The 14,210-nt window shown below is 57.3% G+C and carries 11 protein-coding genes; 3 read left to right on the top strand and 8 right to left on the bottom strand.

From position 1 onward, the window contains the following. Nucleotides 1–14: 14 nt before the first annotated feature. The 3 genes from E2L05_RS15365 to E2L05_RS15355 all read right to left on the bottom strand — a co-directional run bounded on the left by E2L05_RS15365 (nucleotide 15) and on the right by E2L05_RS15355 (nucleotide 3,376). The gene (locus E2L05_RS15365) at nucleotides 15–1,304 is read right to left on the bottom strand and encodes a hypothetical protein (RefSeq protein ID WP_133343769.1); all 1,290 of its coding nucleotides are present in this window, start codon (nucleotides 1,302–1,304) and stop codon (nucleotides 15–17) included. Between the two features lie 108 nt (nucleotides 1,305–1,412). Then, nucleotides 1,413–1,868 (bottom strand): hypothetical protein, encoded by a 456-nt coding sequence (locus E2L05_RS15360; protein WP_133343768.1) that lies wholly within the window; start codon nucleotides 1,866–1,868, stop codon nucleotides 1,413–1,415. Next, nucleotides 1,838–3,376, bottom strand: a complete 1,539-nt coding sequence (locus tag E2L05_RS15355; protein WP_165971784.1) for a caspase family protein — start codon at nucleotides 3,374–3,376, stop codon at nucleotides 1,838–1,840. Before E2L05_RS15355 ends, E2L05_RS15360 begins: the two co-directional genes overlap by 31 nt. Nucleotides 3,377–3,514: 138 nt before the next feature. On the opposite strand from E2L05_RS15355, the gene E2L05_RS15350 reads away from it, so the two are divergent. Continuing rightward, nucleotides 3,515–4,141, top strand: a complete 627-nt coding sequence (locus E2L05_RS15350; protein WP_133343766.1) for a hypothetical protein — start codon at nucleotides 3,515–3,517, stop codon at nucleotides 4,139–4,141. A gap of 18 nt (nucleotides 4,142–4,159) precedes the next feature. On the opposite strand, the gene E2L05_RS15345 is transcribed toward E2L05_RS15350, so the two are convergent. Continuing rightward, nucleotides 4,160–5,011, bottom strand: coding sequence for a M15 family metallopeptidase (locus E2L05_RS15345; protein WP_133343765.1), 852 nt, complete (start codon nucleotides 5,009–5,011; stop codon nucleotides 4,160–4,162). A gap of 165 nt (nucleotides 5,012–5,176) precedes the next feature. On the opposite strand from E2L05_RS15345, the gene E2L05_RS15340 reads away from it, so the two are divergent. After that, the gene (locus E2L05_RS15340; protein WP_133343764.1) at nucleotides 5,177–5,767 is read left to right on the top strand and encodes an OmpA family protein; all 591 of its coding nucleotides are present in this window, start codon (nucleotides 5,177–5,179) and stop codon (nucleotides 5,765–5,767) included. 64 nt (nucleotides 5,768–5,831) lie between these two features. Further along, complete coding sequence (locus E2L05_RS15335; RefSeq protein WP_133343763.1) at nucleotides 5,832–7,973, top strand: serine/threonine-protein kinase; 2,142 nt, start codon at nucleotides 5,832–5,834, stop codon at nucleotides 7,971–7,973. A gap of 12 nt (nucleotides 7,974–7,985) precedes the next feature. Here E2L05_RS15335 and E2L05_RS15330 read toward each other — a convergent pair whose 3' ends face one another. The 4 genes from E2L05_RS15330 to icmH all read right to left on the bottom strand — a co-directional run. Continuing rightward, nucleotides 7,986–8,699, bottom strand: a complete 714-nt coding sequence (locus E2L05_RS15330; protein ID WP_133343762.1) for a PP2C family protein-serine/threonine phosphatase — start codon at nucleotides 8,697–8,699, stop codon at nucleotides 7,986–7,988. Further along, nucleotides 8,696–9,388: a type VI secretion system-associated protein TagF gene (tagF, locus tag E2L05_RS15325; protein ID WP_279512640.1), complete on the bottom strand. Its 693-nt coding sequence runs from the start codon at nucleotides 9,386–9,388 to the stop codon at nucleotides 8,696–8,698. Before tagF ends, E2L05_RS15330 begins: the two co-directional genes overlap by 4 nt. Nucleotides 9,389–9,390: 2 nt before the next feature. Beyond that, nucleotides 9,391–12,984, bottom strand: a complete 3,594-nt coding sequence (gene tssM / locus E2L05_RS15320) for a type VI secretion system membrane subunit TssM (protein WP_133343760.1) — start codon at nucleotides 12,982–12,984, stop codon at nucleotides 9,391–9,393. Next, nucleotides 12,984–14,210, bottom strand: a 1,227-nt coding sequence (icmH, locus tag E2L05_RS15315; RefSeq protein ID WP_133343759.1) for a type IVB secretion system protein IcmH/DotU, incomplete at its 5' end; no start/stop codon positions are given. The genes tssM and icmH, both read right to left, overlap by 1 nt.

Genomic DNA, 14,210 nt, shown 5'->3' with positions numbered 1-14,210 from the left:
TATCGCCCCCAACGTCAGAATTGGTAGCCGAAGTTTATGCGGCCGCCCTGAAAATCGTTGTTGCCGACTGTGTAGGTAAAGCCGATCCGGATGGCGTCCCATGTCAGCCCGTTGCGCGATTGCTTGGTTCCGAACGACACGGCCATATCCGTGTAGTTGTCAATATAGACAGCATCGCCAAAGATCTGGGTGTTCACGACAGATGCTTCCCAGGTCGTCTCGGCGCCGAACAGCTTATAACTGAGTGGACCAGAAAAGCCGACGCCATTTCGCGAAACGGTGTTCTGCAGATCATAATCCACCTGATAGTCATCAATCGCATCGCTGACATCTGTGGTCGAAATGTACGACAACATGTTGCCAATATTGATCTCGGTCTGCCCCCAGTTGAACTTGTAAGAGGACGAGAGGCTGCCCGAATAAAGCGCCGCCAATGACCCAAGGTCCACCGAACCAGTTGCCCCTGCCCGCAGCATTGGTGTCAGCGTCCAGCGCGTGGTGATCGGAACGCGCATCCCTACGCCCAGCGACGCAGCGACTGTTTCGGACCCGTTCGTATCCACAAAGGTCAGTGGCATGTCGATGATGAGCGCATACCGTGGGTCTTCAAGCGGCCGCACAAATGTCAGCGGAAGATCAATTGTCGTGATGTCGTTGCCATTGACCGAGTACTGCCCCAGACGCGCCCCAATCCCATAGACATTGCGGCGACCCTCGCCGCCGCCATCGCCTGTTGAGGCCTGAGATCCGTTGCCAGGGCCAAGACCCGTCCCCGCTGTGAAATCGCCTGCGATCATCGTGCCCTGCAACGACGCCGGGTTACCTGCGACCGGGTCGGTGCCGGTTTCTGAAACCAGATAATCCAACACCTTGCTAAGCAGACCATCGATGTCATTCTTCAGATAGTCTTCCAGGTCATCCCCGTTTGCTTCACGCGTTGATTGCGCGTTGAAAGCTCTCGTGAACCCAAGTTCAGGAATGGAATAAATAAGTCCCGGCCCACTGTCGGGAAAGGTAACAACCATCGGAAGGCCACGAAAATTCAGATCGGCAGTCGCCACTGACGTGTCGGTGTAGGCAGCGTTTACACTGTCCAACCCGCTTGATTTCAGGCCAAGGTCGGCAAATTCTTCAATCGTCTTCGCGGTCGCAGACCCGGTCGTGCCATTCGTTGTCACTCGGATGGTAAAGTTATCTGCGGCGTCCGCAGCGATTGGAAAAATAAAACTTGCGGTCAGCGCGGTTGCTGCAAGAAGGCTTGTCCGGCCCGTCGCCATTTTGTCGAGTGTATTTGTCTTGGTCATTCTAAAATCCCGTGCCTGATCAGGTGATCCCGCGCCGCACCGAAAAGAAAATCCGTGCATACGCTTCGCAATGTCCCTGCGTCATCTAGAATCATGATTAATGGGTCGTCAAATATTAGCAAGCTGGTTCGAAAGTTTCCGCGCATCTGCGACTGCTTTGCGATAGTTTTCCAAACGTGCTGCATCCGTTGAGCCACTCGGCGATGCTGCCAGAGTTGCACGAACATCTGCATCAAGGCTGGCAGGGATCGGCTTGCCTGCCGCCGCGGCCTGAGATCGTTGGGCAATGATCTGGCGCTGCAACTCTGCGTACTCCGCTTCGAGGCCAGACAGTTCCGCTGTCAATTGCGCCTGCCGCTGCCGCTCCGTTTCCACCGCCGCCGTTTTTTCGTCGATACGTTGGTCATACGTTCCGCTCGAAAGCCCGGACACACCCGAAATGAACCCGCCGTCAGCCGGGTTTTCAGAAACCGAACAGGCCGCGAGCAATAAGATCAGGCCACCGGGAAGCGCGTAATTTCGAACAGTGATGGTCAGTCCTCCTCCAGAAAATCGGTCAGCCACGCATACGACCCCGAGGGCGCGCGAGACATGATATCGAGCTGCCGCAGAAACGTCTGGGCATCGTCCAAAACGCGGCTTGGAACTTCGGTGCCGCCCCGCGTTGCGCCGTGGCGCGGGACCAGATCCATAGAGATCACGTCCATGAAGCTCGCCTCGGTCGTGTTTATCAGGTCGTGATAATAGCTGCGGCTTTCATCAAGCCGCGCCGCGACCTCGTCCCGCTGTACGCGCATTGCAGCAACATTCGTAGCAATTTCCGCCAAGACTGGCTGCGCTGCGGGATCATTCCCAAAATCAGTCTGAGCGCGGCTCAGATCTTGTTCGGCAAGCTTCAAATTTTCCTCCAGCGCCAAAAACGCCTGTAGATCCTTGCGCAGCACACCGGCGGTGTATGTGCCCAGGAACACAGCCATCTGCGCGCCTTCATCCACCAGCCGGTCAACTGTTCCGGCTCCTGCCCGCTTGGTGGCTTGCCAGTCTGCGAAGGCCTGCGCCAGATATGTTCCCGCCGCATCGCCCGCATTTCGCGTCGCGGACGCATACCCCAATAACTCCAACGAGGCTGCAACGGCAGGCGAAGCATCGAGCGCGGCGAACACTTCGTCCTGAGGTTCGGGGCCAGTGCCGTTCAGCGCCTCTATCCGGCTTTGGGCAATCTGTGAGAACAGGCCTTCGGGATACTGGTCCAGATAACCCGACAGCGCATCCGAACTGCCTGCACGCTCTGCCTTTTGCCAAGCCTGCACTTCGTCATCCACGTAACTTGGTCGGCTACCGGGAACGAGGTAATGCTCGCCCAGTACCGACTCTTCCACCCAAGGGATCTGAAGCCCGCGCGTTTCGCGCACAACGGCCTGACGCACCCGGCCAAACATAATGCGCACATCAATGCCCGGCGTTGCAAGATGATCAAGCATCGCCTCGGTAAAGGTGCTGTTGGTTCCAGCACCATCCAAAGCCACATTTCCGGGGTCGGTAGAATAGGCAATCAACGTGCCGACAGTCCCTCGGGATTGGGCCAGTCCTTCCTTTGCGACACCGGTTTCGACGAGCGGATTGTTGCGGCAAGCATCCAGAATAATGATCGAAAGGTCAGCGCGCGCGGCATCCACGGCGGCCCTGATTTCGTTCAAGGTCACGCTGGATTGGGTCACAGCCTGGGTGGTTAACTCCTGAAGTTCGACGCCGATAAGATAGTTGTCCGATGCAAACTGCACACCGTGTCCTGCGTAGAACACGATCGCCATCTCGGCCCCCTGCGATTCGATGCTGAAACGGTCCAGCGCGGCGAGCATTTCTCGTCGGGTCGAGTCGCGGCTCACAATCACGTCGAACCCGATCCGCATTAAGCTTGCCGAGAGAGCATCCACATCGTTGATTGGATTCGCCAGCGCGAGCTCCGGCTTGTTGTACTCCGCGTTGCCGATCAAAAGCGCGACCCGATCCGCAGCTGAAACCGGCGTCGCCAACCCGGCGCAGTACGCAATGAAAAGTAAGATACCGCGCATGACGTGTCTGCCTCTGCAACCTGACGTGAAAAGTGGTTTATGGACACAGTGTTGCATCTTCGCTAGCGTGCTGCCTAGTAATTTCGGCGCGGCGCGCGTGCAATTACGATCAGTTTGGCAGGATCGGGAGACGAGCCCATGACACAGCGACGGATGCGGCGGATCTCTTTTGTGGTGATGGCGTCCCTCGCCGTTTCGGCCTGCGGTGACGAGTTTGTCACATATACACCTGAAACTCCGGCAGAACGCGAGGTGCGCGAAAGCCGCGAGAACCTGCAAAAGACAGTCGGCGAAGGTGGGCTTGCAGGTGCCGGCGCAGGTGCGCTGCTCGGCGCGGCAGCGGGCGGTGTTCAGGGCGCGTTTTCCGGCGCTCAAATCGGGCGACTGGGCGGCGCGGCGGCCGGTGGATACGTTAAGCAACTGCAAGAACAATACAGCAGTCAGGAACAGGTTCTGAATGCTGTGGCGCGGGATTTGAGGACCACAAACGCGCGCATGGATGCCAGCATAAGCGCCATGAGATCTGCGCTGCTCGAGCGCGCTGATGCGGCAGAGCCGTCCAAGGTACGTGACGAGCGCCTGAAGCTTGAGGTAGACGACAGTTTGGCGGCTGCTCGCCAGCAAGAAGAGTTTTTTGCAAGCACTCGGTCGTTGCTGATCAGTGATGGCATGGGCACCAGCAATACAATCGACCCGGAACTTGCGCGCCTTCGTGACCGCGTGTCCAGCATGCAGACGATTGCGAACTCATTGGCCGACATTTGATCAGCCGGTCATTTCGGGTCAGATTTTTCCGTCTTCGCGCCACTGCTCAAGAAGCTCGCGGCTGACTTCGAAATGCATGGAATCTTCGCGCGTGAAGCCGGCCCCCCAAATCCAGCCCTCTTCCCGGAAGAAATCGGCAAGAATGGTCAGACCAAGCTGCGTCTTTCCATCACCTAGCGTATCCAGTTGGCCGTCAATGTTAAGGTCAACGGCAAGCCCAAAGGAATGGCTGGAAACACGCCCGACCGTGCCCCGAATTTGCCGTACACACAAAGACCCGGCAGTGTTGATCCGGTCATACAGATCCTGATCCGCCGCCCGCACATTCTCAAGCACGCGCCCAAGACTGTCGAGCGCGGGTTGAAGCATCTGAACCCGCACTGGTCCGACCTGTTCGACCTTCAACATGGGCTTCAGGTCCGGGTTGGTCATTGGTTGGCAAGTATCGTTCAAAGTTTCGCGCGGCCTGCCAAGAAAGCCCTCAAGGAACGTCGGTGTGGCGACCTGCATGCCTTCGTTGATGCTGCGCCTTTGGGCGATCAGAACAACTTGAGCATAGGTATCAATGATCGCGTTCGGTCCGAAATTAATGGCCGGATTGTTCCCCGGCGTTTGAGCTTGCGGCACTGGCTGGGATGCGAGGCTGCGAACCTGATCGCTGAGCGAACGCACTTCGTCTTGAAGCACTTCGATCTGTTTACGCAGCACTTCGATGTCGATCCGTGCTGCGCTATCGACGGCGGCACCGCCTTGGCGCCCGGCAGCCGTCGTCGGCCCGTCCCCCGGCGGGATCGATTGTATCACAAACCAAATCAGCCCGGCGGCCAAAAGGGCGATAGCAACGATAATTATCCCGATAATGACGCGCAAGCCCCGAACTCCGGTAACGACGTGGAAGCAATATCGTGCTTTGATGCATAGACTAAGTCAATCCTAGCGGGCGTGCCCCAAGGCACAGAAGCTTGCTAGTGTATTGTGATGATTAGGGGCATCTTGTAGGCTATACTTTAAGATGCCGGGAAAGGGTGAACCACCATGAAACGCATTTCTGTTCTTCTCTTATGTCTGTGTTCCGTCATGGGCGCCGCACACGCACAAGGCATCGATGGTGCCGAAATGACGGAAGAGCAGATCCTCGAACGCTTCAACAAGCAAAAGACGCGCGGTCTTTCCATCGCCCCGGTGTCGAGCGGTCCAGAAGTTTCGGCAGCGCCTGAAGCCCCGGTTGCTCCCGCGACGACCGTAACGGCGAATGCCGAACCCCCGGTCGGGTTCCAAACGTTGCCAGCCGAAGAGCAGGTGAACATAAACATTTCCTTCGACTTTGACAGTGCCGCATTACGCGAAGACCAGAAGCCCAAGCTGGCAACGCTCTGCAACGTGATGGCACAAATCGATGTCAACGTTTTCCGCATTCTTGGACACACCGACTCTGCAGGGTCTGAGGACTATAACGAACGTCTTTCCAAACTTCGCGCAGAAGAAGTAAAGCGCTTCCTCGTTTCTGACTGCGGGATTGCGCCAGAGCGCCTTGAAGCAGTCGGTGTTGGCGAACGCGCTCCGATCTTGCCCGATGATCCGCGGGCAGATGCAAACCGCCGGGTTGAATTTCAGGTCCTTGGCTGAACGTGAGACAGCCCGTCTTAATTTGCGGACACTCCGCGCATAAAAATCGTGAGGATCGCCCGACATGAGCGGCGCAACGTTCAAGGTCGGCGACCTTTTGAATAATACATACCGCATCGAAGCCACATTGGGTCGCGGCGGTACGTCTGAAGTATATCAAGCCCGGAGTGAAATTTCGGGGAACCGCGTCGCTCTCAAGGTTCTGCGGGCTGAATTCTCGCAGGACGAAGGGTTTCTCAACCTCATGACCCGCGAAGAGGATATTCGCGAAATCAGGCACGACGCCATCGTCCGCTACTACCACAACCAGCGAAACGACAATGGCGACGTTTTTCTGGTCATGGACTTCGTCGACGGGCCCGGGCTGGATAAAAAACTGAAGCAAGGGGGCATGAACGCGACCGATCTTTTGATTGTCGCTGAACGTGTGGCCGAAGGTCTGAAAGCCGCCCATTCGAAATTGATCGTCCACCGTGATCTGTCGCCGGACAATATTATTCTGCGTAACGGCAACCCTGCGGAAGCCGTCATAATCGACTTCGGGATCGCAAAGGATACGAACCCCGGCGCTGAAACAATTGTCGGGAACGAGTTCGCTGGAAAATACGCATACGCTGCCCCCGAACAACTGAGCGGCAACAGCGATGCACGGTCTGATATCTATTCTTTGGGAGCTTTGCTGCTTGCAACGTTCAGAGGCAAAGCCCCGGATATGGGGAATAACCCGCTCGAAGTGATCGAGAAAAAGGGAACGCCCCTCGATACAGATGGTGTTCCCGAGCCGCTGAAAACACTGATCGACAGGATGACGGTCGTTGATCCGCAAATGAGATTGCAGAACATCGACGCGGTTCTGGATCTCATTCGCAACACCGTCACCGAAGATCCGATGGAAGAGGCCACGGTCATTGCGCCGCGTCCGGCGACACCGGCCGCAAAAGTCGCTCCACCTTCCCGCCCTGCACCAACCCCGACATCACCGCCCACGTCCAAAAAGGGGCGCGGCGGCTTGGTGGCAGCAGCTTCGGTTGTTGTTCTGGCAGCAGCGGGGGCCGGCGCATATTTTAGCGGGGCTTTGGACACGTTGCTTGGCCCATCGCTACCTCTTGCCGAGCCCTATAAACTGGTTATCGAACACCCGGTAACTGGCAATATCCACGGCGAAGGGTCGGTCCCGTCCGAAGACGTTTCCAATACTCTGGCCCAGATGGTTTTAGAGTTGAACGGAAGCAGCAACTTCACACTTGCCCGCGGCAACATTACCGAGAATTGGGGCAATGCTGTCATCGATATTCTGGACTCCGTCGACACACTTCCAGAATGGCGCATCGAAGTTGTGAACAACGATGTCCGGGTCGAGGCTTTGACGTTTGACCGCAATGAATATGAGCAACTGAACCGTGAGCTCAGTCTTGTCGCCAATTCATCCGGGCTTCAGATGGATGCAGCAGTAGAACTTGGCCCTCGGGTTCTTGCTGCGTCTGTTCTCGATCCTATTCTGAAAGCGTATGAAGACTGCGGCCCATTGCACCTGATCGATGCGCCACAGCTTGGATACACCAACGCGGATCTCATTCGTGTAGGTGGCAGAATTGCGTCAGAAGGCGCGCGCGACGGTCTGGTGGATGCAATCCAACGAATTTCAGGCCACCGGGAAGTGGATGTAAAGGCAGACGTGCTCAACCAAACCCTATGCATGTTCGATTCTGTTTTGCCAGACGCGCCCTCGGGGGACTTCAAGGTTCTGTTCAGCTTTGGCGACACAGGAGCGCCAAATGACGGCGGGACATTCTTTGTCGGTCAGAACCCAGTAATTGACCTTGTCATTCCCGCGGATGTTACGGACGGTTTCGTCTTTGTCTCGGCTCTGGATGTGTCCGGAAAAGTGTTTCACCTGATGCCAAATGTGAACCGCACAGAAAACAGCATCGAAGCGCTGCGCGAAGGGCAAACTGGCCCGGTAACCATACGCCTTGCCCACACCCTTGCCGAAGCTGCAGAGTCCGGTGGTAAGAAGCTGGCATTTGTGGTCGATGAAACCGCGCTTGGCAAAACACAGGTGCTGGTGATCCGGTCTGGTGCACAGTTTCTCGATGGCATGCGCCCGACAACGGAATCCGCTTTCGGGTATGCCGACGCATTGGGTGAACGACGGGATCGGGTGGTGTCGCTGGATTCGCGCATTTTGACGACCCTGAAACCCTGATCGAAAACCGCTTCAGGAAACATCCACAACTATCACCGAAATATTGTCCTTGCCCCCACCATCAAGGGCGATTTGGAGCAGTGTTTCGGTGGCAGTCTCAATCGGGGCGCTTTCGAGAACCCCGCGCAGGGTTTCAAACCCTGCGTACTTGTTCAGCCCATCAGAGCATAGCAAGAACCGGTCGCCGGGGCGGACAACCCCACGAATTTTCTCAAGACCGGGTGCGTCGCCGACGCCAACAGCATGAGTAATCGCATTTGAATGCGGGTGCATTTCGGCTTCGTCCCACGTCATTTGACCTGACTTAACCAACTCGGCCACGACAGAATGATCCGACGTCAGCAAATCAATCACCCCATCTCGGTAAAGATACAGACGGCTATCGCCTGACCAGAACGCCACGAAATGACCATCGGCAATCATGAGTGCAACAACCGCAGCGCCAATCGTGACGCCCCCTTTTCTTTCCGCCTCGATCTGGATCGCGTCATGCGCTTTCTGGATGGCACCGCGGAGTCCCCGCATCCGGTCAGCGGGCTCAAGATTATGCGGCAGCGCCGCTACGGTTTCGACGACGGTTTGTGATGCAAAATCACCCGCCGCATGCCCGCCCATACCGTCAGCCACGACCCAAATTCCCTGATCCGGCAGCGCCAGAATACTGTCTTCATTGATTTTTCGGACGCGCCCCACATGGGTGACTGCATTGTACCTTAAACCACTCATGACAGGATCCTTTCACTCGCAGGAATGTCGCGCCAAACATCCGCGCCCAGATCAAACAGACCACGCATCCGGCGTGGGCCGGGCAACCCTTCCGCCAGCATCACTCTGTCAGCGCCAGAAAGAGCCGCACTCCAGATCGAAGGTGCCTTGAACCGGTGTCCCGCCTCATGGGCTGCAATCGTGTGGGACACGTCTGTTCCATCGGATACGCTGATCGCCAATAGACCCGGCGACACTGCGCACTCGGGCAAACCGGGCAAAACCGGCAATCGTACGCCGCGCACCCGTTCTGTCAGGCGCGGCAGCGTCATCACATCCCCAAGCGCATCAAGCGCAATGGTTTCCAACGCTTCAAAGGTCCGGGTCGCGCCAAGGTGGCCAAGAACGGCTGATCTGCCGGCCGGTATGGGCGCAGCCAGCGTCAGCGGGAATTGCCGACCGACCCGATCTATTGACGGCATAACGATACCCTGCGCCCCAAATGACCCGGCAAGCCCTGCCGTTAACGTAAACCGCCAGATCGGTGCGGACGTATAGCATTCGGCCCAACGCGCCCCAAGATCGGCGCGCACCTGAACCAGCCCCCTTTGCAGCCAACGGTCCCAAGCAACAACGAAATCCTGCGGCAGGTCGAACCGGAAAAAGTCACCCAAAGTGGGCATCTTCCCAAAGGCACCGAAGCCAGCCACCGTCAGAAAGTTTCTGGGCAGCTGAACGCTGACAAAGCTGGCAGCGCGAAGGGGTTTAGAACCGACCCAGCCTGCATTTCAAAAATTGCAATCCGCCCGCCGATACTAAAGATCACCCTCTTGCGGTCTGAAGCGCTGGTATCACGTATTTCGGCGGCATCAAGCAAACGGAACCACCCCCACGGACCATCACGGTTCAACGCACTTTCAGAGTCGCGCGTTGGCGGCAGGAAGGTGACCCGCGCCAGCCCGACACTTCCGGGCCATGACACAGATGACGGGCGTGGCTGGCTACCGCTGCTTTGATAGGAAATCGTTTGCCCATCAATCTCAAGGATGATCGCCTCTGCATTTGGATCGAGCGAATATGGCGTGATCTGAAACTGCACGCCCGCGACCGGCCCAGCCGCGAAAAACGCGTCTCGGATCTCAGATGCATACTGAAACTGCTGCAAGACCGATTGCGAAATACCCAGATCACCGCCGCCGCCAGATTTCCAAGTCCAGGGCCGGGTGCGAATGTCGACATATTCCGCAAGGTTTTGGGTGAAGAAACTGTCGATCAACCCACCCGGCGAAAACAGTCGCGTAAAATCCGCCATAGAAATATCGGCTGCGGCACGCCGGTCAAATGGGTATGCGCTGGATGTCGCTTGGTTACACATAGGCAGCACGCTGGCTTGCCATTGGGCATTCAACCCTGCACGCGTGCTGTCAGCCGTAATCCCGGACGAGCCAACAGCAATCTGTTGCGCCCAGCGTTGCATCGGACCTTCCAGGCGGGCCGCGTCTGCCTGAAACTGCGCAAGGGCCGACACTTGCGTATCCGGCGTACCAAGTCCGCCTGCAAAATTCAGCTTGTTGAGTTCCTGATAGACCAGCGTCAGCGATTGAATCATCAAGTCAAGCTGCGAGGGTTGACCGTCAGGGGCGCTGACAAGGTCCTGCAACCATTGGAACCGATCCTCGACATACTGGCCGGGTTGGTCAGGGATCTCGCCTGTTCCGCCCTGCGATGTATTCAGCGTCTTCAACAGCTTCGCAGCAGCCGGGCTCAGCTTCGGGACCTTCACCTTCAAAGCTTTGCCAGCAACTTTTCCTGCTGCGGCCGCCTGATCGCCGGAAGCGCCGCCTTCGTCTTCTTCTGGCTCGGGCGCGCGCGTCAGTTCCGTTTCCTGCGCAACTGCGTTGAGCACGTTCACAATGGGTGAGGTTGGCCCAGACAGCACATTTGTCACTTCGACCGCATGACTAAGGGACACCAGCGGTATGATATCCAGCTCTGCCAACATCTTGTCATACTGTGCGATGAAGTCGTTGTAATACAGGTCAAGAACATCCCGGCTGAGCGCAGACAGAGACGCATCGCTTTGCTCTACGGCATAGTCTTCGCCCAGAACCCAAGCATCGCGCTGTATGCGTTCCGCAACGCCGAGGGCCTCACCCAAGAAAACGCCGTTGAAGCCATCATAGGTGTAAATGCCGGGAATTCCCTCGCTTAGCGGAACATTGCTGGACCTGACGAAGGCCCGCGCGAGAGAAGGGCCGCCAACGTCCGTGAGCCGCCATTGCGGAAGCTGCGTCGCAGCTGAACTGTTGATAATTCCGTTATAGACTCGCTGCGCCTGAGGCATCCGGGCCAACACGCCTTGAACCTGAGTTACCAGATCGTTGTTCAGCGTGATCTGATCCATTGGTTGGTTCAACATGGCCTGCAAGTGCAGGCCCAGGTCATCGCGCAATTCCGCCCGCTGCGGACCAGGGTAAGCCAACAGCCAATCTACTTGCATCCACTCAGTGATTTGATCCGCATTCATCGGGCCGATCAAACCCAGCATCAGATATATTTTTAGGGCTTCATAGAGCAGATCAGAGTTGTTGATGTTGCTCTGCATCTGTTCTTCCAGCCGCAACAACAGGCGCGGCAACAAGTGTTCGTTCAGCGCGGCCCGGTAGGCCTGCTGCGCTTGTGTGCCGACAATGTCACCTTGATACAGCCCCCATCCCAAACCTTCGGGAATTTCGGCCTCACCCGTCGCTGGATTTACAGGCATGTCCCTGAGAATATTCAATGCCGGCACAACGGCAGGCAGGTCCGTATCGCCCACGGGGCTTGGCGGAATCAGCTTTTCCGCCTCGTCATATTGTGCGGTTTGCGCCGACAAATCCGCAACAAGCTGAGTGTTGCCCAAATAACTTCTGGTCCAAACCGTGCCCATGCCGGCGGCCACCAGCAGCGTCGCAGCCAATGCAGCCCGTTTTGACCAACGATAACGCCGCTCCACCTTGTCATCGGCAGAAACGAGCCCGGATTCAGGGAACATCACCCGTTCAAACAAATGCGTCAGGAAATACGACCGTCCCGTCCCGCTGCCGCTGCCAATCGCTTGGCGACCGATGCCAAAGGTGCGCGCCATTCCCATCATCAAACGGTCAATGGGCGAGCCTTCTTGCGTGCCCGACGTGAAATACACGCCGCGAAGCAAGGGCGCATATTCGAACCGATTGTCTTGGAACAATTCTGAAAGGAAATCTTTGGCGACTTGGCGAACCGATGACACCTGCGCTGGAAATCCCGCGATCAAGCTTCGTTTCTGCGTGTCGCTTTCCGCCTGCATACGGTCCAGTGACTGTGCATTCAGCCGGTCCACAAGTGCACCGTATTCAGCGTCAAATGCTCCGAGCGGCCCGGCACCGTCTTTGGGCTTGCCCAATGGCAAGGTGAATCCCCAGACTTGCCCGCGCGCCTCTTTGCCAAGGGGGTCGAAGAATTCGATGAATCCAGCCAGCAAATCAGCCTTGGTGAACAAGACATAGACCGGGAACCGGACGCCAAGTTTTTCGCGCAACTCGCTCAGACGGCGGCGGATCGCAGCAGCGTGGTTCTTTTGAGTCTGTTCATCCTGCATAGACAGATCAGACAAACTGATGGCCACAATTGCCCCGTTGATCGGCTGACGCTTGCGATACTTTTTGAGAATTCCAAGGAACCCAAGCCACGCCGCATTGTCGGCGTCACTATCGCTTTCATGAGTGGTATAGCGCCCGGCAGTATCCACAAGCACCGCGTTGTCGGTAAACCACCAATCGCAGTTGCGCGTGCCGCCGACACCCCCGATGGCGGTTTTTCCCATGTCGTCGGCCAAGGGGAATTGCAGCCCGGAATTGACGATGGCGGTCGTTTTGCCTGCGCCGGGAGGGCCAATAATGACATACCAAGGCAGATCATAAAGATGCCCGCGTCCCAACTTGGACTTGCGTAATTTGCCAAGCGCCGTGCGCAGTTTGCCGCGCATCTCGTCAAGTTCCGCCCGAACAATTCCGTCATCATTGGTCGCGGTATCCGCTGCCGTGACGATCTCTTCGGTCATCTCGGCGTCGCGCTTTCGGCCGGTCAGCAGGAAAAGCAGCACCAAAACCAGCGCGATAATCCACAAGACACCCAGCCCGACAATCCGGCCCACAACGCTTTCCAATGGGCGCGCATCGCCGATCCCAAGGAATCCGCCCAGAAACCAGATACACAGGGACAAGGACAAAGCCACGATGATCGTGATGCCAATGGCAGACCCCAACGCTCGTAAGATCTTGCCCATTACTGAATGTCCTTCCGCACGAGAACGATCTCAATCCGCCGGTTCGTCGCGCGGCCTTCGGCTGTGTCATTCGACATAATCGGTTCCTTATCGGCGCGGCCCTCCGCCTTGAGGCGGCTTGGATCGTTTATTTTTCCCGACAAAAAGTCTTTGACCGACTCCGCGCGCGCCAGCGACAAGGCAAGGTTGTTTGGAAAACGCGCGGACCTGATCGGCACGTTGTCAGAATGCCCGGCGATGATCACCGGCCCCGTGGTGTCGTTCAGGGCATCTGCCACACGTGACAGCGGTGTTTCAAATGCCGGTTGCAAACTGTCCGAAGCGGATTTGAACATGCCCGCCCCGGTCAGCCGGACGGTAATCGTATTGGCGTTCTGAAATACCTTCACGATCCCATCGTTGATTTCAACGTCCAGAAAGCCAGCAACCCGCTTGAGTTGCGCTTCTTCATCGACCGTCGGCACAGCGATAACCGGCGGCGCACGACGTTCAAGCGCGGCAACACCAACGCGGTCAATTCCTGCCAACCGGTCAGTCAGGTCCGCCGTGCCGGTCGATAACGCATAAGTCAGCCCGATAAATCCTGTGCCCAGCAGGGCACCAACAGCCGCGACCGCGATCCAGACAGGGCGCCAAGCCGAGAGCCGCTTGTGACGCTTTTCGACCCCTTGCCAATGCGGGGAAAGATCCTGCTCCACTGCGCCGCGATGCGCGCGAATAATCCGCGCCAGCCCGTCACGTACCTGCGCATGCTTGTCCCGCCCCCCTTGTTCAACGCGCAGCCGTCCTTCAAAGCCCAGCGACAGGCACATGAAGAGAAACTCCAGCAGGTCAATGTTCGTGGCCGGATCCTTTTCAAGCCGCGAAAGCAGGTCATAAAAGCGATCACCGCCGACCGTTTCACGGTGAAAAGTGCCGACCATTGATTGCGTCGACCAAGCCGATGCTTCACCCCAAGGCGTGTTCAGAACCACGTCATCCAACGTCGCGCAAATCGCGTAGCGCGCAACTTTGACCGAACGTTCATCGATGCGGGCCTGCATCGCGCGGCTTTCAAACGCCCGAATTTCGGCGACGACCGACCGGCGCAGGGCATCCGGGTCCGGGTGCTGCGCCCTGTTGCGGATTCGGCTGACAAGCGCAAACAATGTCGATGCGCTGGCGTTGAGCGGATTCATACCCGTCATGCCGCTTGCTATCGCGTCTTCGCCGCTGCCAGCCGCGGT

The sequence above is a fragment of the Meridianimarinicoccus aquatilis genome (assembly GCF_004358675.1).
Classification (GTDB): domain Bacteria; phylum Pseudomonadota; class Alphaproteobacteria; order Rhodobacterales; family Rhodobacteraceae; genus Meridianimarinicoccus; species Meridianimarinicoccus aquatilis.
This window is presented reverse-complemented; position numbering and strand designations above follow the sequence as displayed.